Here is a 17,047-nt window from a genome sequence, read left to right as displayed (position 1 = left end):
CCTCGTTCGTACCCGGAACCGGGAACCGAGTAAAGCGTGAGTAAGTTGCATAGATGAGGCTCCCCGATCACGGAGCCTTTCGGACGGTCCACCAACACGGGGGCCTGACGGATCAACAGCGACTTCGAGGTGCGCACCTTGGCTTTCCAGATGCCGGACCGCGGCGGAGGCCCGACGGGGCCACGGATCAGAGTGGGCCGGCCGTCCCGGCGTGTCCGGACCCTGCTCATGACACTGGGCGTGCTGGCCGTGCTGGCCATGGCCTTCGTCATGTTCGCGGGGTTCTGGACGGACTGGCTCTGGTACCGATCGGTTCACTACTCGTCGGTCTTCACCACCACCCTGTGGACCAAGATCGGGCTCTTCTTCGTCTTCGGTCTGCTGATGGCGGCCGCGGTGGGCTTCAACATCTGGCTGGCGCACCGGCTGCGCCCGCCACTGAGCGCCATGTCGATGGAACAGCAGAGCCTCGACCGGTACCGCATGGGCATCGCGCCCTACAAGAGATGGCTGCTGGTCGCGATCACCTCCCTGGTGGGGCTGATCGCCGGCGCGTCCGCCTCGGGCCAGTGGCGCACGTGGCTGATGTGGGTGAACGGAGTGCCCTTCCACCAGAAGGACCCCCAGTTCCACCTCGACGTCTCGTTCTACGCCTTCGACCTGCCCTGGTACCGCTTCCTGCTCGGCTTCGGCTTCGCCGCCGCCGTGCTCTCGCTGATCGCCGCCGCGCTCACGCACTACCTGTACGGCGGTCTGCGGATCACCAGCCCGGGAGCGCGCGCCACGGCCGCGGCCACCGGGCACCTCTCGGTGCTCCTCGGCATCTTCGTCGCCCTGAAGGCGGTCGCCTACTGGCTCGACCGGTACGGGCTCGCGGTGAAGTCCAGTGACTTCAAGGCGTCCGGGAACTGGACGGGCCTGAGGTACGTCGACGCGAACGCCTATCTGCCCGCCAAGACGATCCTGTTCTGCATCGCCGTCATCTGCGCGCTGCTCTTCTTCGCCACGCTGTGGCGGCGCACCTGGCAGCTGCCCGTCATCGGCTTCGGTCTGATGGTGCTCTCGGCGATCCTCATCGGGGGCCTGTACCCGGCGATCGTCCAGAAGTTCCAGGTCCAGCCGAACGAGCAGGCCAAGGAATCGCCGTACGTCGAGAAGAACCTCAAGGCGACCCGCGAGGCGTACGGGATCGACGGCACCGACGTGCAGAACTACCCGGGGCTGAGCGACACCAAGGACAAGGCCAAGCTCCGCGCCGACGCCGACACCGCCGCCAGCATCCGGCTGATGGACCCGAACATCGTGTCGCCGACCTTCCAGCAGCTCCAGCAGGTGCGGAACTACTACGGCTTCCCGTCGAACCTGGACGTCGACCGGTACACCAAGGACGGCAAGGACCAGGACACGGTCATCGGTCTGCGCGAGCTGAACCTCGCCGGCATCCCGAAGAACAACTGGATCAACGACCACTTCCGGTACACCCACGGATACGGCGCCGTCGCGGCCAAGGGCACCACGGCCGACGACGAGGGCCGGCCGCTCTTCACCGAGTACGACCTACCGTCCAAGGGCGACCTGGGCTCGTACGAGCAGCAGATCTACTACGGCGAGAAGACCACCCAGTACTCGATCGTCGGCGGTCCCCAGAAGGAGATCGACTACTCCGACGACAGCGGTGAGAAGACCACCAGTTACAAGGGCAAGAGCGGCATCAGCCTCTCCAGCCCGGTCAACCGCGCCGCGTACGCGGTGGCGTTCGGCGAGCCGCAGATCCTGTACTCGGGCGCGATCGGCGACGGCTCGCGGATTCTCTACAACCGCACGCCCAAGGAACGGGTCGAGGCGGTGGCCCCCTGGCTGACCATCGACGGTGACGCCTATCCGGCGGTCGTCGACGGGAAGATCCAGTGGATCGTCGACGCGTACACCACCACCAACGGCTATCCGTACGCCTCGCGCACCACGCTCGGCGACACCACGGCGGACTCGCTGACGGCGGCCAACAACCAGCGTGCGGTGGTGGCCCAGCAGAACCAGGTCAACTACATCCGCAACTCGGTGAAGGCGACCGTCGACGCGTACACCGGCGACGTCAAGCTCTACCAGTGGGACACCAAGGACCCGGTCCTGAAGACCTGGATGAAGGCGTTCCCGAACACGGTGAAGTCGAAGGAGTCGATCTCGCCGGCGCTGATGGCTCATCTGCGGTATCCGCAGGACCTGTTCAAGGTCCAGCGCGAACTGCTCACCCGCTACCACGTGAAGGACGCCCAGACGTTCCTGAGCGGCAGCGAGGTGTGGCAGGTCCCGGACGACCCGACCAACAAGTCGGGCAGCGCGGTGCCGCCGTACTACCTGAGCATGAAGCTGCCGGGGAAGACGTCGCAGGCGTTCTCGCTCACGACGACGATGACACCGAACGGCCGTGACAACCTGAGCGCCTTCGTGTCGGTCAACGCGGAGGCGGGGACACCCGGTTACGGCAAGATCAACATTCTGAAACTGCCGACCGGCAGAACGGTCGACGGACCGAAACGGGTGCAGAGCCAGTTCAACTCCGAGCCGTCCATCGCCGAGTCCATCAGGCTCCTCAGAGGCGGCGACTCGGAGGTCGAGTACGGCAACCTGCTGACCGTGCCGCTCGACGACGGACTGCTCTATGTGGAACCGGTCTACGTCCGCGGTGGCGATCTCAAGTACCCGCTGCTGCGCAAGGTGTTGGTGACCTACGGAGGCAGCACCGCGTTCGAGGACACCTTGGACAAGGCGCTCAACGTGGTCTTCGGGGCGGAGAGTTCGACCACGCCGCCACCCGACGAGGGCACCAAGAATCCGCCCACGTCGACCAACCCGACGGTCCAGGAAGCGCTCAACGACGCCCAGAAGGCCTTCGATCAGGGGCAGGAAGCCCTCAAGAAGGGCGACTGGAAGGCGTACGGCGACGCGCAGAAGGATCTTCAGGACGCGCTGAAGCGGGCCGAGGACGCACAGGCCAAGGCGGACAAGACCGGCGGCAGTGCGGGCGCCGGCAAGACCGATGGCAAGACGGCCGACAAGAACGCCGGCAACAGCGGTGGTCCGAGCGGCAGCCCCAGTCCCAGTAGCAGCCCGAGCAGCGAAAAGAGCTCCGGAAGCGGCTGATCAGGAGCCACCCCGCGCCGTGGTACGGTTGCAACACAACGGCGCGGGGTGGAGCAGCTCGGTAGCTCGCTGGGCTCATAACCCAGAGGTCGCAGGTTCAAATCCTGTCCCCGCTACTGAAGTCGAAGGCCCGGATCCAGATCATGGATCCGGGCCTTCGACGTGTGTGACGCCACGCCGGGGCGCCCCCGGTGACCTGGCGACTCGTGTGAAGTGCTGCGACATGCGAGGGGAGTTGGGCGATCTGTGTTTGACTTGTCTCTCTGTGGGCATGTCGACAAAACGCTGAAGTGACCTAACTGGCTGCGGTATACCAGGTGTACCCAGTTTGCAGGTGGTGCGACGATGGACGTTATGGGGGACAAGGCAACTCTGTTGGATACAGGGCGGTTTGCGCAGCATGCCGACTTTGCGCAGCCTGCGGATCTCACGCAGCCTTCCGACCGGGACGAGACCGGCGAGGCTGCCGAGGAGGCGCGCCAGTGGGCGGCGGCCGAAGCCGGCGACGTCGAGGCGATGAGCGTCCTCGGGGCCATGCTGCTGCGCCGCGGCGATCTCGACGCCGCCGAGCCCCAGTTGCGCGCGGCCACCTCCGCCGGTGACCGTGCGGCCGCCAACAATCTGGGCGTTCTTCTGCACCAGCGCGGATACGCCGACGAGGCCGCCGGATGGTGGCGGATCGCCGCCGTCGCCGGCAGCGCGGCCGCCGCGCACGCGCTCGGCCGGCACCACCGCGAGCGCGGTGACGAACCCGCCGCCGAGTACTGGCTGCGCCAGTCCGCCGAACAGGGCCATGCCCTGGGAGCCTACGCGCTCGCCGATCTGCTGGAGCACCGCAGCGACGTGGGTGCCGGGCAGTGGATGCGGGCCGCCGCGGAGCGAGGGCACCGCGAGGCCGCCTACCGGCTGGCGCGCACGCTTGACCGCAAGGCCCTGGACTCGGGTGAGGCCGTGGGTGACAACGGTGTCATCGGCGCCGCGGGGCAGGCCGCCGAGCAGTGGTACCGGCAGGCCGCCGCGCGCGGACACCGGAGGGCCGCGCTGCACCTCGGGGCGATCCTGGAGAAGCGGGGCGACCTCAAGGAGGCCGGGCGCTGGTATCTGACGTCCGCCAAGGACGGGGAGGCGCGTGCCGCCTGCGCCCTCGGGTTCCTGCTGCGCGACGCCGGGGACCCCGAGAGCGCCGCCGTCTGGTGGCTGCGGGCCGCGCAGGACGGGGACGGGAACGCCGCCAACGCGCTGGGCGCGCTGCACGCCGAGCGCGGTGAGACGCAGACCGCCGAGCGGTGGTACCGGGCCGCGATGGACGCGGGCGATGTGAACGGCGCGTACAACCTCGGACTGCTCTGCGCCGAGCAGGGGCGGACCGCGCAGGCCGAGCAGTGGTACCGCAGGGCCGCGTACGCCGGTCATCGCGAGGCCGCGAACGCCCTGGCGATCCTGCTGCTCCAGGTCGGCGACGCGGCCGGAGCCGAACCGTGGTTCTCCAAGGCCGCGGAGGCCGGGAGCGTGGACGCCGCGTTCAACCTCGGCATCCTGCACGCGGGACGCGCCACCGACAGCGATGACGCCGCCGCGCTGCGGTGGTACGAGCGGGCGGCCGCCGCCGGTCACACGGAGGCGGCGCTCCAGGTCGGCATCGCGCGGCTGCGGGAGGGTGACGAGTCCGCCGCCGAGCGGCATCTGCGCTGTGCCGCGGGAGGTGGCAGCGCCGAGGCCGCCTACCGGCTCGCCGCGGTCCTCGACGCGCGGCGGCCGCCCGCGCCCGCGCACGAACTCGGGGAGCCCGCGCAGGAGAAGAGCGAGTGCGAGGAGTGGTACGAGCGGGCGGCGTCCCAGGGGCACCGGCGCGCGCAGGTACGGGTCGGGATGCTGGCCGCGGCGCGCGGCGACGTCGTGGAGGCGGCCCGCTGGTACCGCGAGGCCGCCGAGGCCGGGTCGCGCAACGGTGCCTTCAATCTCGGGCTGCTGCTGGCCCGGGAGGGGAGCGAGCCGGAGGCGGCTCTCTGGTGGACCCGCGCGGCCGACGCGGGACATGGGCGGGCGGCGCTTCGGCTGGCGCTCGTGTACGCGCGCAGTGGCGAGCTGGCGGAGGGGCAGCGGTGGGCCGACCGGGCCGTGTCCCTGGGACCGGCGGAGGTCTCCGAGCGTGCGGCGCGGCTGCGGGACGCTTTGCGGGAGGAGCTGTCCGCGTGAGGGGCGGGCCGGGCCGTGGAACGCGGCCCGGGTCCCGCTTCAGCCTGAGCGGGACGGTCTCCGCCTCGGCCTCAGTGGTCAGGTCCTCGACCGGTGGACGGGCGGGGCCGCGTCGGCCGGCCGGAGCCGGGGACTGCCCGTCGGAGTGGTGGATCAAGGGATTTGCGCTGGCCACAGAGTTGACGTACTGTTCAGTTCATCGACGCGGGGTGGAGCAGCTCGGTAGCTCGCTGGGCTCATAACCCAGAGGTCGCAGGTTCAAATCCTGTCCCCGCTACTGAAGGCCGAGGGCCGGAATCCGAAAGGGTTCCGGCCTTCGGTCGTTTCCCGGACCGCGGCGCGGAAACGCTGCTGCGAACAGCGAACAGCGAACAGCGAACAGGCAACGGGCAACAGGGAACAGCGAACAGCAGCGGAAAGCCCCGGCGCGGGTGGCGTGCCGGGGCTTTCGGGTGGGTGCTTCCGCGCCGTCGCTACGCCGCCGCGCAGTTCGGGCAGACGCCGCGATACGTCACCTCGACGTCCGAGACCGTGAAGCCGAAGCGCTCCGAGTCGGGGAGGTCGGTGAGCGGGTTGCCGAGCGGGTGGACGTCGCGGATCGCGCCGCACTGGGCGCAGACCAGATGGTGGTGCGGACGGTGCGCGTTCGGGTCGTAGCGCTTGGCGCGCTTGTCCGTGGCGACTTCCAGCACCTCGCCGAGCGAGACCAGCTCACCCAGCGTGTTGTAGACGGTCGCCCGGGAGATCTCGGGCAGCTTGGCCACGGCCCGGGCGTGCACCTCGTCGGCCGTCAGATGGACGTGATCGCCGTCGAGGACCTCGGCCACGACACGTCGCTGCGCGGTCAACCGCCATCCGCGTCCGCGCAGTCGTTCCAACAGGTCACTCATACAGGTCAGCGTAACAGCAGGTGAACCAGTTCCCGAATGTGTGTGACTTTGGAAGCTGAATCGACTTAGACATCATCCATTGTGTGGGATCGAGCTCGGTCGGCGGGCTTGCGGGCCGGAATCCCCGGGGGTGACCCGGTGGACTCCGGCCCGCTCGCGTGCTCAGGCCGGTACGTTCTGCCGCGCGGGTGCCCAGCAGCGGATGATGTCGCGGACCGAGACGATGCCGATCGGGCCGCTGCCGTCGAGCACGATCAGGTGCCGGAAGCCGCCGTGCGACATCGCGGACGCGGCCTCCTCCAGGGTCCAGGTGGCGGCGGCGAAGACGACATCGGTGGTGGTGTGGGTGCCGGCGGTCTCGGAGTCCGGGTTCTGGCCGAGGGCGAGGGAGTTGAGGATGTCGCGCTCGGTGAGGATGCCGAGGCCGGAGGACTCCTCGTCGAGGACCACCGCCGCACCTACGCGGCGCGCGGACATCAGACGGGCCGCCTGGCGGAGGGTGTGTGTCGGGCCGATGGTGAGGACCACCGTGCTCATGGCGTCGCGGACGAGCATGGGCTGGAGCCACCTCCTTGGTGAGCCGCGGGCCCCTTCGACTCCTCTGCGGAGTGGAAAGAGAAGCGGTTCACAAGTTCACAAGTGGGGGAGCTCTCAGGGTCGCAGTTAAAGGGAGGGTCAACAAGAGGGCGCGTGCCGTGAGTTCGGGGGCGCCCGAGGGTTACTCAGCAGCCCCAGGTCGTCCGGGGCTGCTCAGGAAGCGCACAACTCAAGCCACGGGCCGCGTCAGTAGCGCTGATTGAGATAACCCAGCATCTCGTCGTGGAGGTGGCCGTTCGACGCGGCCGCGTTGCCGCCGTGAGGGCCGGGTCGCCCGTCGAGGCCGGTGAAGGAGCCGCCCGCCTCGGTCACCACGATCGCGGTCGCCGCCATGTCCCAGAGCGACAGTTCGGGTTCGGCGCAGATGTCCACCGAGCCCTCGGCGACCATCATGTACGGCCAGAAGTCGCCGTAACCGCGGGTGCGCCAGACGGCCTTCGTGAGGTCGAGGAAGCCGTCGAGACGGCCCTGGTCCTCCCAGCCGGACAGGGAGGAGTACGCGAAGGACGCGTCGGACATCCGCGAGACGCTGGAGACCCGCAGCCGGGTCGCGGCGGACAGGCTGCGGCCGGAGAAGGCACCGTGTCCCTTCGCCGCCCACCAGCGACGGCCGAGCGCGGGGGCGGAGACGACGCCGACGACCGGCTGGTAGCCGCCCTCGCCCGCCTCCATCAGGGAGATGAGCGTGGCCCAGACGGGGACACCGCGGACGTAGTTCTTGGTGCCGTCGATCGGGTCGATGACCCAGCGGCGCGGGCCCGTGCCCTCGATGCCGTACTCCTCGCCGAGGATCGCGTCGCGCGGCCTGGCCCGCTGGAGCTGGCCGCGGATGAGTTCTTCGGCGGCCTTGTCCGCCTCGCTCACCGGCGTCATGTCCGGCTTGGTCTCGACCTTCAGGTCGAGCGCCTTGAACCGGTCCATCGTCGCGGCGTCGGCGGCGTCCGCCAGGACATGGGCGAGGCGCAGGTCATCGCGATAGTCGGGCATGGGTGAACCGTATCTGCCCGCGTCGGGACGGGGCTACACAGGACCGGGGATCTTCGTGGGGACGGCCGGCGCCGCGCCCGGCCGTCCCCACGGACGCGTCCGGCGGGGACGGCCGGTGCCGTGTCCATCGCGTCCGGCGGGTCGGCGGGTACCGTGCCTGTTGCGTTCGCCGGGTCCGTCCGGTGCCGCGGCCGGCGCGTTCGCCGGGGACAGCCATGGGGGCTTGTGTCCGGTCGTTGACGCGTGCGGCTTCGCACGAGCGCCCCTCGGGGCCGCCGCGAACCCTTGACAGTGCTTCCGTACGCGTCAAATCTGGCTGCAGAGTCGCTCGCCCAAGGGAGGCGATGATGCCCGCAGCGCGAGAGTCCCTCTTGGACGCCGCCTATACGGCGTTGGCGCGCCGGGCGTGGTCCGCGGTGCGGATGGTCGATGTGGCCGCCGTCGCCGGGGTGTCACGCCAGACGCTCTACAACGAGTTCGGGAGCAAGGAAGGACTCGCGCGTGCCCTCGTACGGCGGGAGGCCGATGCCTATCTCGCCGGTGTCGACCGGGCCTTGGCCGCTCACACGGACGCGCGGGAGCGGTTGGTCGCGGCCGCCGAGTGGACCGCCTCGGCGGCGCGCAGCAACGCGCTGGTGCGGGCGATGCTGACCGGATGCTGGAACGAGCGGCTGCCCGCGCCCGCGCTGTCCGCCGTGCCCTCCTCGTCCGCGGTGCCCGCGCAGCGACGGGCGGACGGGCCCTTGCCCTCGCCCGCGGACTTCGTCGCGGTGGTCCGCGACCGTGCGGTCGCCGCGCTCGCCCCGTCCAGGGCGGACACCCCCGAGGCGACCCGGGCGTGCGAACTGGTGGCTCGGCTCGCGCTGTCGTGGGTCGTGGCGCCGCCCGGCCGGGGCGGAGTCACGGAGCTGGTCAAGGCCGCGCTGACGCCGTCCCGCCGGCTCGGGGTCTGAAGGCCCCCGGGCTCGTGCTCCGTAGGACGCCGGGACGCGTACGCCGTACGACCCCGGGCGCGTAGTCCGCAGGACCCCGAGGCGCGTGACCGTGCGACCGCGAGGGCGTACCCCGTACGACCCCGGGCTCGTACTCCGCAGGACACAGCGGCGCGTTCCCGTAGGACCCCGAGACGCGTGCCCCGTAAGGCTCAGAGGCGCGTACTCACCGCGCCGACCCCGAGAGCTGGAGCCCGATGACGCCGATGATGACCAGGCTGATCGAGACGATCTTGAGGACGGAGACCAGGTCGTCGAGGAAGATCATGCCGTAGATGGCGGTGCCCGCCGCGCCGATGCCGGTCCACACCGCGTAGGCCGGACCGACGTCCAGCTTCTTCAGGGAGAGGGTCAGCAGCCCGAAACTGCCGAGGGCGAAGATGCAGAAGGCGACGGTGGGCCAGAGTCTGGTGAAGCCGTGCGAGAGCTTCAGACAGACGGCGAAGCCGGTTTCGAGCAGTCCCGCCACAACGACCAGCAGCCACGCCATGACTTGTCCTCCCTTGTCCGCACGTCGACTGCTTCGGCTGGCCCGGATCCGGCTCGGTGTGATTATGCATTCACCGACCGGGAGAAGCCCTTACCGACGGCGGGCGCACCCAAACACGGGAGACGTCAGTCGCCCTCGCGGCGCTCCCGCGTGGCCAGCAGCCGGCGCAACGAGTACAGCCGCTGCGGGTCCGCGTGGCCGTCCGCCACCCACTGGTCGAGCGCGCAGTCCGGCTCGTCGTGACTGCACGCGCGGGGGCAGCCCTCGGTGCCGGGTACGAGGTCGGGGAAGGCGTGGATGACCCGGGACGGGTCGACGTGGTTCAGGCCGAAGGACCGGACACCGGGGGTGTCGACGAGCCACCCGCCGGCACTGCCCGCCAGCGGCAGGGCGAGCGCCGAGGTGGTGGTGTGCCGACCGCGGCCCGTGACCGCGTTGACGTGGCCGGTGGTCCGGCGCTGCTCGGCCGGCACCAGCGCGTTCACCAGGGTCGTCTTGCCGACGCCCGAGTGACCGACGAACGCCGTGATCCTGCCGACCAGTTGCTCGCGCACCAGGTCGGCGGCGGCGTCGTTCTGCAGCTCCTCGCGGCTGGTCACGACGTACGGGATGTCCAACGCGCCGTACAGCTCCAGGAACTTGTCCGGCGGTGCCAGGTCCGACTTCGTCAGCACGAGCAGCGGGGTCAGACCGCCGTCGAAGGCCGCCACCAGACAGCGGTCGATCAGGCGGGCGCGCGGCTCGGGGTCGGCGAGCGCGGTGACGATGGCGAGCTGGTCGGCGTTGGCGACGACCACGCGCTCGTACGGATCGTCGTCGTCGGCCGTGCGGCGCAGCACCGAACCGCGCGGCTCGATGCGGACGATGCGGGCGAGAGTGTCCTTCTCGCCGGACAGGTCGCCGACGATGGCCACCCGGTCGCCGACGACGGCAGCCTTGCGGCCCAGTTCGCGGGCCTTCATCGCCATCACGACGCGGTCCTCGACCAGGCAGGTCAGCCGGCCGCGGTCGACCGTGAGGACCATGCCCGCGACGGCTTCCTCGTGCTTGGGGCGGATGTTCGTACGGGGACGGTTGCCCTTGCGGTTCGGGCGCTGGCGGATGTCGTCCTCGTCGGTGTTCTTGCCGTAACGGCGCATGATCCAGGTCCGCCCGTCAGTTCCCGAGCATTCCGGTCCACAGGTCGGGGAAGTCCGGCAGGGTCTTCGCGGTCGTCCCCACGTTCTCGATCTGGACGCCTTCCACCGCCAGCCCGAGGATCGCGCCGGCCGTCGCCATGCGGTGGTCGTCGTACGTGTGGAAGATGCCGCCGTGCAGCCGTCGCGGCCGGATGTGCAGGCCGTCGGCCGTCTCGGTGACGTCGCCGCCGAGTTCGTTGATCTCCTTGGTCAGCGCGGCCAGCCGGTCCGTCTCGTGCAGACGCAGATGGGCCACACCCCGGAGCGTGGAGGGGGAGTCGGCGAGCGCCGCGACCGCCGCGATGCCCGGGGTCAGCTCACCGACCTCGCCGAGGTCCACGTCGATACCGTGGATCGCACCCGAACCGGTGAACTCCAGTCCGCTCTCGGTCAGTTCGCAGGAACCCCCCATCTCGGTGAAGATCTCCCGCAGCCGGTCACCGGGCTGGGTGGTGTGCGCCGGCCAGTCGGGGACGACGACCGTGCCGCCGGTCACCAGCGCCGCCGCCAGGAACGGCTGGGCGTTCGACAGGTCCGGCTCGATGATCAGGTCGCGGCCGAGCAGCGCGCCCGGCGTCACCCGCCAGACGTTCGGCTCGCCGCCCGACTCCGGGGTGTCCACCTGGGCGCCGACCGCGCGCAGCATGTCCACGGTCATCCGGATGTGCGGCATGGACGGGAGTGTCGAGCCGATGTGCCGGACCTCGACGCCCTGGTTGAAGCGCGGGCCCGAGAGCAGCAGCGCGGACACGAACTGGGAGGACGACGACGCGTCGATCTCCACCGGGCCCCCGTCCAGGGCGCCACCGCCGTGCACCGTCAGCGGCAGCGCGCCGCGGCCGTCGTCGTCGATCCGGGCGCCGAGCAGGCGCAGCGCGTCGATCACGCCGTTCAGCGGTCGCTCGTACGACCGCGGGTCGCCGTCGAAACGGATGGGGCCGTCCGCGAGCGCGGCGACCGGGGGCAGGAAGCGCATCACGGTACCCGCGTTGCCGACGTCGACCGTGACCGGGCCGCGCAGGCCCGAGGGGATGATCCGCCAGGCCTCGCCGGAGGCGTCCGGGCCCGCCGCGACCGTGGAGCTGGAGGCGACCGTCTCCTCGATGCCCACGCCCATCGCGCGGAGCGCGCCGGCCATCAGCAGGGTGTCGCGGGAACGCAGCGGGCGGCGCAGCCAGCCCGGTTCGGATGCCAGCGCGGCGAGCACGAGTGCGCGGTTGGTGACCGACTTGGACCCCGGCACGTGAACCGTCGCGTCGACGGCTCCGCTTGCGTGCGGGGCGGGCCAGAGGGCGGTGTGGGCGGGGTTCACGGTCATGCGCCCCACTTTAGTGGCAGGGCGCCGGGCAGCCGCGGGTCCGTCACCGTCGGCGGCACCCGCGCGGGGGAGCCGGGCACCGCATGCCCCGGGGCCCCGCCGAACGAACGCGGCGCAGCTCAGGGTCTTTCGGGCAGTGGCCTGCGGCTCACCACCCCAGCAGCCACCGTCCGCCGCCCATCAGTGAGCACAGCGACACGGCGTGGAAGAGGAACAGCCAGAGCCCGGCGGGTACATGCGTCAGCCGCGACAACTGGTCCGCGTCCGAGTCGCCCGCGTTGCCCCGCATCCGCTTGGCCTGGAGTTCGAAGGCCGGGCGGACGCCGCCCAGGAGCAGGAACCACACCACGGCGTACGCGAAAGCCGCCTGGACCTGGGGTCCGGCGAGCCAGGACACCAGCAGGAAGGTGCCGCCGGTGAGGATCACGGTGAGCGCGCCGTACGCGTTGCGGATCATCACCAGCATGGCTATCAGCAGGGCCGTGGCCAGCCACAGCAGCAGGGTGATGTGGCCCGCGCCGAGCAGCGCGGCGCCGCCGAGGCCGAGCAGCGGGGGAGCGGTGTAGCCCGCCGCCGCCGTCAGGATCATGCCGAGGCCGGTCGGCTTGCCGCGGCTGACCGTGAGGCCGCTGGTGTCGGAGTGCAGCCGGATGCCGCTGAGGCTGCGCCCGGTGAGCAGGGCGACCAGTCCGTGGCCGCCCTCGTGCGCGATGGTGATGGCGTTGCGGGAGACGCGCCACACGCCGTGCGGGACGATCGCCGCGAGGGCCGCGACCATGGTGGCGATCACCACCCACAGGTCGGGGTCCGGCTGACTGCCGAAGACCTCGTCCCAGAGGGAGGTGAGCGAGGCCAGCGAGGTGGATGCGGTGCTGTCCATTGTCGGCGGTGGCTCCCTTTTGTGACGCGGAATCTGGCAGTGTTGCACGTATGTGCGGACGGTATGCAGCCAGTCGTGGACCCGAGGATCTCGCACGAGTCTTTGAGATCGAGAAGTGGGACCAGGATCCCGAGGAGACCCTGGCGCCCGACTACAACGTGGCCCCGACCAAGGAGGTCTACGCCGTCCTCGACCGCCCTGTGAAGGACGCGGACAGCCCGAGGCCGGTTCGCCAGCTCCGCCGGCTCAAGTGGGGACTCGTCCCCTCCTGGGCCAAGACGCCCGAGGGCGCCGCCCGGATGATCAACGCGCGCGCGGAGACGGTGCACGAGAAGCCCTCGTACCGCCGCGCGTTCTCCGCCCGGCGCTGCATCATCCCCGCCGACGGCTACTACGAGTGGGTCACCGGAACGGCCGAACGCGATCTGGAGGTCGAGGGCAAGAAGAAGCGGCCGCGCAAGCAGCCGTACTTCGTGACGCCCGCGGACGGCTCGGTCTTCGCGATGGCGGGGCTGTACGAGTTCTGGCGGGACCGGACGCTCCCGGACGAGCATCCGCTGGCCTGGTGGGTGACGTGCTCGGTCATCACGACCGAGGCGGAGACGACACCGCTCGCGGTGGCCCCCGCCGAGGGCCCGCACGCGCTGGCCGACATCCACCCCCGGATGCCCCTGATGCTCACCCCCGACCGCTGGGACGGCTGGCTCGACCCGTCGCGCACGGACCCGGACGAACTCCGTGACCTGCTCGCGCCGCCGCCCACCGGACTGCTGCGCGCGTTCCCCGTCTCCACCGCGGTCAGCAATGTCCGCAACAACGGACCGGAGCTGCTCAAGGAGCTGGAGGGGCCCGAGGAGGGCACACTCTTCTGACATGACCGAGATCAGCGACGCGAGCGAGACGATCGAGACGGACGCCGGTACCGCTCGCGTCACCTGGCACCGGGCGGCGAAGGCGCGGCTCGTCCTCGCCGTGAGCCATGGCGCGGGCGGCGGCATCGGAGCCCGGGACCTCGTGGCGCTCGCCGAGGTGCTCCCCCCGCACGGGGTCAGCGTCGCGCTCGTGGAACAGCCCTGGCGGGTGGCCGGGAAGAAGGTCGCGCCCGCCCCGAAGACGCTGGACGTGGGATGGCGGGGAGTGTGGCCGGCGCTGGCGAAGCCCGGGCTGCCCGTGGTCTCCGGCGGACGCAGCGCCGGTGCGCGCGTCGCGTGCCGGACCGCGACCGAACTCGGGGCCGCCGCCGTCCTCGCGCTGAGCTTCCCGCTGCACCCACCGGGCAAGCCGGAGAAGTCCCGCGCCCACGAGCTGCTCGGCGCGGGGGTGCCCACGCTCGTCGTCCAGGGCGGCAACGACCCGTTCGGGAAGCCGGAGGAGTTCCCGCCGGGCCCGTACGAGCTGATCGAGGTGCCCTACGGAGACCACGGCTTCGCTGTCCCGAAGCGGGCCCCGCTCGGCCAGGAGGAGGCGCTGAAGGTCGTCACGGACGGCGTCGTGCGGTGGGCCGCGTCACTCGGGTGACACCCGGGAATGCAGAGTGACGGACTTCTGTTGAGCCGAGCAGACAGCACGGAGCGTGCTGGACCGTTCGTACGAGAGGAAGTCCGCCGCATGGGTTCGATCTTCTGCCCGAGCCGCAGCAGCCGCGCTGACCTGGACTGGACGGTGCTGCACGCGGGCAAGAACGCCCCGATTCGGGCGGCGGGCGGACAAGATGTACATCCCTCCCCGGCCGAAGGTCGTCTATCCTCCGATTCCAGTGGGACCGGTCTCGGTCTCGCTACGTCGCTGGAGGAGGTGGGTCCGGTCACTGGGACCGACGCAGGGACCGAAAACGGCCAGGCGGAGCAGCCCGAGGGCCAGGGCACGAGCGAGTCGACGGCGGAAACGTCCGCCGAGCGCACCGCGCGCTTCGAGCGCGACGCGCTCGAATTCCTCGACCAGATGTACTCGGCCGCCCTGCGCATGACGCGCAACCCGGCCGACGCCGAGGACCTGGTGCAGGAGACGTACGCCAAGGCGTACGCGTCCTTCCACCAGTTCCGCGAGGGCACCAACCTCAAGGCGTGGCTGTACCGCATTCTCACCAACACCTTCATCAACTCGTACCGCAAGAAGCAGCGCGAACCCCAGCGCAGTGCGGCCGAGGAGATCGAGGACTGGCAGCTGGCACGTGCCGAGTCGCACATGTCGACGGGGCTGCGTTCCGCCGAGTCGCAGGCGCTCGACCACCTGCCCGACTCGGACGTCAAGGAAGCGCTGCAGGCGATCCCCGAGGAATTCCGCATCGCCGTCTATCTCGCGGACGTCGAGGGCTTTGCGTACAAGGAGATCGCGGACATCATGGGGACACCCATCGGTACGGTGATGTCCCGGCTGCACCGGGGCCGTCGCCAACTGCGCGGCATGCTGGAGGACTACGCCCGTGACCGCGGGCTGGTCCCCGCCGGCGCCGGAGAGTCGAACGAAGCGAAAGGCTCGGGCTCATGAGCTGCGGAGAGCCGCACGAGACGGATTGCAGTGAGGTACTCGATCATCTCTACGAGTTCCTCGATCATGAGATGCCGGACGCGGACTGCACCAAGTTCGAGGTCCACTTCGAGGAGTGCTCCCCGTGTCTCGAGAAGTACGGCCTCGAACAGGCCGTCAAGAAGCTGGTCAAGCGGTGCTGCGGCCATGACGACGTGCCCACCGATCTGCGGGCCAAGGTCATGGGCCGCATCGATCTGATCCGCTCCGGGCAGGCCGTGCCCGAGCACGACGTCACCGCGACCGCACAGGAGTCCTGACCTCCCGCGCGACCGTCGAGGGTCGGCGAAGACCCTTCGTTTATCACCCGAACGTGCTAATCCGCGGGCTCAGAGCCCGCGGATTCGTTCATACCCGTCCCCGCCCCCTTCCTCCCGTCCTAGGCTCCGAAGCCTGAGATCAGGGGAGGTACGGGGGAGGTACGAGGATGGGTTCGGTTCCGGCGTGGGCCCGTGCGTACGTGGCCTGTGTCGTTCTCATGGCACTCGCCTGCCTCACCCCCCTGCCGCACCTCCGCGTTCCCTGGTGGATCGTCGCCCTGCTCGCCGTGCTGTACGCGGGCTGCGAGCGCGTCACGCTGCCGCCCCGGCCGCGCGGCGCCGGCGCGCCCGGCGGCGAGACCCCTCAGGGGATGGGCACCTTTCTCCCCTTCCTCCCCGTGCTGCTCGCCGGGGCCTTTCTGCTGCCCCCGCCCGCCGCCGCCCTCGTCGCGCTGCCCGGGGCGCTGCTCGCCCGGGTCGAACAGCGACCGCGCGGCCCGCGCCGGATCTGGCGCGCGGCCCAGCTGGCCGTCGCCGTCTGGGCGGCTTCCCGGGTGCACGGGGCACTCGGCGGCCGGGACGCGGTGGCCACGCCCGACTTCCCCTACGCGCTGGTGCCCGCCGGGGCCGCGGTGCTCACCTTCTGCGCCGTGCTCACCGTCCTCGACGGCGGGATCCTGGCGCTGGCCGAGCGGGCCCCGGTGCGCGGTGCCTGGCGAGGCCTGTTCGCGCGCTCGCTGGCACCCGTCGCCGTGCACGGGCTCGCCGGGCTGATGATGGCGGTGCTGTGGCGCAGCCCGTACGGGCCGGTCGCCGCGCTGCTCGTCCTGCTGCCGATGTACGTGTCCTGCTGGGTCTTCGCCCAGTACCACCGCGAACGGGCCGCCCACCAGGCCACCATCCGCGCCCTCGTCCAGGCGGTCGACATCAAGGACGGCTACACCCGCGGGCACAGCGAGCGGGTCGGCCAGGCGTCCGTGATGATCGCCCGTGAGCTGCGCATGGACGACGAGCGCGTCGAGGTGCTCCGGTTCGCCGGAATCCTGCACGACGTCGGCAAACTCGGGGTTCCCACACGGCTGCTGCGCAAGGACGGACCACTGACCCCCGAGGAGCGACGGGTCATCGAGCTGCATCCCGAGTACGGGCACGAGATGGTCCGGGGGATCGGGTTCCTCGGCGAGGCGCGCTCGGCGATCCTGCACCACCACGAGCGGCTGGACGGAAGCGGATATCCGTACGGGCTGGCAGGAGCGCAGATTCCGGAGTTCGCCCGGGTGGTGGCCGTCGCCGACGCGTTCGACGCGATGACGTCGACCCGGTCCTACAGCAGGGCCCGGCCGGTTCCGGTGGCACTGGAGGAGCTGAAGCGGTGCGCGGGGGCGCAGTTCGACCCCCGGATGGTGGGGGCGCTGGTGCGGGCGCTCGGCCGGCACGGCTGGCATCCCGCGGTGACCGCGGACATCGGCCCGTCCGCCTCACCCGGCCCCGGCATGCCACCGGCGCGTCCGTCCGGCACCGTCGGGCGGAGGACGCCGTGAGCACCGCCGCCCCGCGGCACGGACTTCCCGCCCGCTCCGCCCGTCTCCCGT

Annotated in this window: 15 protein-coding genes and 2 tRNA genes; 10 read left to right on the top strand and 7 right to left on the bottom strand. The window is 70.7% G+C overall.

Going from position 1 to position 17,047, the window contains the following annotated elements; translation table 11 throughout:
• The first annotated feature begins 150 nt into the window (after window positions 1-150).
• The 4 genes from ABZX90_RS15515 to ABZX90_RS15500 all read left to right on the top strand — a co-directional run bounded on the left by ABZX90_RS15515 (window position 151) and on the right by ABZX90_RS15500 (window position 5,614).
• Entirely contained in the window at window positions 151-3,141 is a 2,991-nt protein-coding gene (locus ABZX90_RS15515; protein WP_351135288.1) for a UPF0182 family protein, read from the top strand.
• Window positions 3,142-3,183: 42 nt separating this feature from the next.
• A tRNA-Met gene (locus ABZX90_RS15510) sits at window positions 3,184-3,257 on the top strand.
• 229 nt (window positions 3,258-3,486) lie between these two features.
• Complete coding sequence (locus tag ABZX90_RS15505; protein WP_355205134.1) at window positions 3,487-5,337, top strand: sel1 repeat family protein; 1,851 nt, start codon at window positions 3,487-3,489, stop codon at window positions 5,335-5,337.
• Between the two features lie 203 nt (window positions 5,338-5,540).
• A tRNA-Met gene (locus ABZX90_RS15500) sits at window positions 5,541-5,614 on the top strand.
• Between the two features lie 196 nt (window positions 5,615-5,810).
• On the opposite strand, the gene ABZX90_RS15495 is transcribed toward ABZX90_RS15500, so the two are convergent.
• From ABZX90_RS15495 to hisN, 3 genes are all read right to left on the bottom strand, one after another.
• Window positions 5,811-6,227: a Fur family transcriptional regulator gene (locus ABZX90_RS15495; protein WP_351124766.1), complete on the bottom strand. Its 417-nt coding sequence runs from the start codon at window positions 6,225-6,227 to the stop codon at window positions 5,811-5,813.
• 162 nt (window positions 6,228-6,389) lie between these two features.
• The gene (locus ABZX90_RS15490; RefSeq protein WP_355205130.1) at window positions 6,390-6,782 is read right to left on the bottom strand and encodes a CBS domain-containing protein; all 393 of its coding nucleotides are present in this window, start codon (window positions 6,780-6,782) and stop codon (window positions 6,390-6,392) included.
• A gap of 228 nt (window positions 6,783-7,010) precedes the next feature.
• The gene (gene hisN / locus ABZX90_RS15485) at window positions 7,011-7,811 is read right to left on the bottom strand and encodes a histidinol-phosphatase (protein ID WP_351124771.1); all 801 of its coding nucleotides are present in this window, start codon (window positions 7,809-7,811) and stop codon (window positions 7,011-7,013) included.
• Window positions 7,812-8,155: 344 nt separating this feature from the next.
• Here hisN and ABZX90_RS15480 point away from each other — a divergent pair, with 344 nt between their 5' ends.
• Window positions 8,156-8,764 carry a helix-turn-helix domain-containing protein gene (locus ABZX90_RS15480; protein ID WP_351124773.1) on the top strand — a complete coding sequence of 203 codons (609 nt, stop codon included), beginning with the start codon at window positions 8,156-8,158 and terminating at the stop codon, window positions 8,762-8,764.
• A gap of 205 nt (window positions 8,765-8,969) precedes the next feature.
• Here ABZX90_RS15480 and ABZX90_RS15475 read toward each other — a convergent pair whose 3' ends face one another.
• The 4 genes from ABZX90_RS15475 to ABZX90_RS15460 form a co-directional block, all read right to left on the bottom strand.
• On the bottom strand, window positions 8,970-9,293 hold the full coding sequence (locus tag ABZX90_RS15475; protein ID WP_355205125.1) for a multidrug efflux SMR transporter: 324 nt from the start codon (window positions 9,291-9,293) through the stop codon (window positions 8,970-8,972).
• A 125-nt stretch (window positions 9,294-9,418) separates the two neighbouring features.
• Window positions 9,419-10,432: a ribosome small subunit-dependent GTPase A gene (rsgA, locus tag ABZX90_RS15470; RefSeq protein WP_355205122.1), complete on the bottom strand. Its 1,014-nt coding sequence runs from the start codon at window positions 10,430-10,432 to the stop codon at window positions 9,419-9,421.
• Between the two features lie 16 nt (window positions 10,433-10,448).
• Entirely contained in the window at window positions 10,449-11,789 is a 1,341-nt protein-coding gene (aroA, locus tag ABZX90_RS15465; protein WP_351124781.1) for a 3-phosphoshikimate 1-carboxyvinyltransferase, read from the bottom strand.
• Window positions 11,790-11,937: 148 nt separating this feature from the next.
• On the bottom strand, window positions 11,938-12,669 hold the full coding sequence (locus tag ABZX90_RS15460; protein WP_351124784.1) for a M50 family metallopeptidase: 732 nt from the start codon (window positions 12,667-12,669) through the stop codon (window positions 11,938-11,940).
• 50 nt (window positions 12,670-12,719) lie between these two features.
• On the opposite strand from ABZX90_RS15460, the gene ABZX90_RS15455 reads away from it, so the two are divergent.
• The 5 genes from ABZX90_RS15455 (at window position 12,720) to ABZX90_RS15435 (ending at window position 16,996) form a co-directional block, all read left to right on the top strand.
• Window positions 12,720-13,541: an SOS response-associated peptidase gene (locus ABZX90_RS15455; protein WP_355205117.1), complete on the top strand. Its 822-nt coding sequence runs from the start codon at window positions 12,720-12,722 to the stop codon at window positions 13,539-13,541.
• 1 nt (window position 13,542) lies between these two features.
• A complete protein-coding gene (locus tag ABZX90_RS15450; RefSeq protein ID WP_351124790.1) occupies window positions 13,543-14,187 on the top strand; it encodes an alpha/beta family hydrolase in 645 nt (214 codons plus the stop codon).
• 276 nt (window positions 14,188-14,463) lie between these two features.
• On the top strand, window positions 14,464-15,156 hold the full coding sequence (gene sigR / locus ABZX90_RS15445) for an RNA polymerase sigma factor SigR (protein ID WP_351124793.1): 693 nt from the start codon (window positions 14,464-14,466) through the stop codon (window positions 15,154-15,156).
• Window positions 15,153-15,455: a mycothiol system anti-sigma-R factor gene (gene rsrA / locus ABZX90_RS15440; protein ID WP_328448430.1), complete on the top strand. Its 303-nt coding sequence runs from the start codon at window positions 15,153-15,155 to the stop codon at window positions 15,453-15,455. Before sigR ends, rsrA begins: the two co-directional genes overlap by 4 nt.
• Window positions 15,456-15,622: 167 nt before the next feature.
• Window positions 15,623-16,996, top strand: coding sequence for an HD-GYP domain-containing protein (locus tag ABZX90_RS15435; protein WP_355205113.1), 1,374 nt, complete (start codon window positions 15,623-15,625; stop codon window positions 16,994-16,996).
• Window positions 16,997-17,047: the final 51 nt, after the last annotated feature.

The organism is Streptomyces sp. NPDC002935, from assembly GCF_040611295.1.
Lineage (GTDB): Bacteria > Actinomycetota > Actinomycetes > Streptomycetales > Streptomycetaceae > Streptomyces.
The sequence above is the reverse complement of the archived record's forward strand: the minus strand, read 5'-3'. Positions and strand labels throughout refer to the sequence as shown.

Excerpts from the sequence above, each read along its gene's own strand:
- ABZX90_RS15515 (WP_351135288.1), top strand. The coding sequence starts at position 151 with ATGCCGGACCGCGGCGGAGGCCCGACGGGGCCACGGATCAGAGTGGGC.
- hisN (WP_351124771.1), bottom strand. The coding sequence starts at position 7,811 with ATGCCCGACTATCGCGATGACCTGCGCCTCGCCCATGTCCTGGCGGAC.
- aroA (WP_351124781.1), bottom strand. The coding sequence starts at position 11,789 with ATGACCGTGAACCCCGCCCACACCGCCCTCTGGCCCGCCCCGCACGCA.
- rsgA (WP_355205122.1), bottom strand. The coding sequence starts at position 10,432 with ATGCGCCGTTACGGCAAGAACACCGACGAGGACGACATCCGCCAGCGC.
- ABZX90_RS15495 (WP_351124766.1), bottom strand. The coding sequence starts at position 6,227 with ATGAGTGACCTGTTGGAACGACTGCGCGGACGCGGATGGCGGTTGACC.
- ABZX90_RS15505 (WP_355205134.1), top strand. The coding sequence starts at position 3,487 with ATGGACGTTATGGGGGACAAGGCAACTCTGTTGGATACAGGGCGGTTT.
- ABZX90_RS15450 (WP_351124790.1), top strand. The coding sequence starts at position 13,543 with ATGACCGAGATCAGCGACGCGAGCGAGACGATCGAGACGGACGCCGGT.
- rsrA (WP_328448430.1), top strand. The coding sequence starts at position 15,153 with ATGAGCTGCGGAGAGCCGCACGAGACGGATTGCAGTGAGGTACTCGAT.
- ABZX90_RS15435 (WP_355205113.1), top strand. The coding sequence starts at position 15,623 with ATGGGTTCGGTTCCGGCGTGGGCCCGTGCGTACGTGGCCTGTGTCGTT.
- ABZX90_RS15475 (WP_355205125.1), bottom strand. The coding sequence starts at position 9,293 with ATGGCGTGGCTGCTGGTCGTTGTGGCGGGACTGCTCGAAACCGGCTTC.
- ABZX90_RS15460 (WP_351124784.1), bottom strand. The coding sequence starts at position 12,669 with ATGGACAGCACCGCATCCACCTCGCTGGCCTCGCTCACCTCCCTCTGG.
- ABZX90_RS15490 (WP_355205130.1), bottom strand. The coding sequence starts at position 6,782 with ATGCTCGTCCGCGACGCCATGAGCACGGTGGTCCTCACCATCGGCCCG.
- ABZX90_RS15455 (WP_355205117.1), top strand. The coding sequence starts at position 12,720 with ATGTGCGGACGGTATGCAGCCAGTCGTGGACCCGAGGATCTCGCACGA.
- ABZX90_RS15480 (WP_351124773.1), top strand. The coding sequence starts at position 8,156 with ATGATGCCCGCAGCGCGAGAGTCCCTCTTGGACGCCGCCTATACGGCG.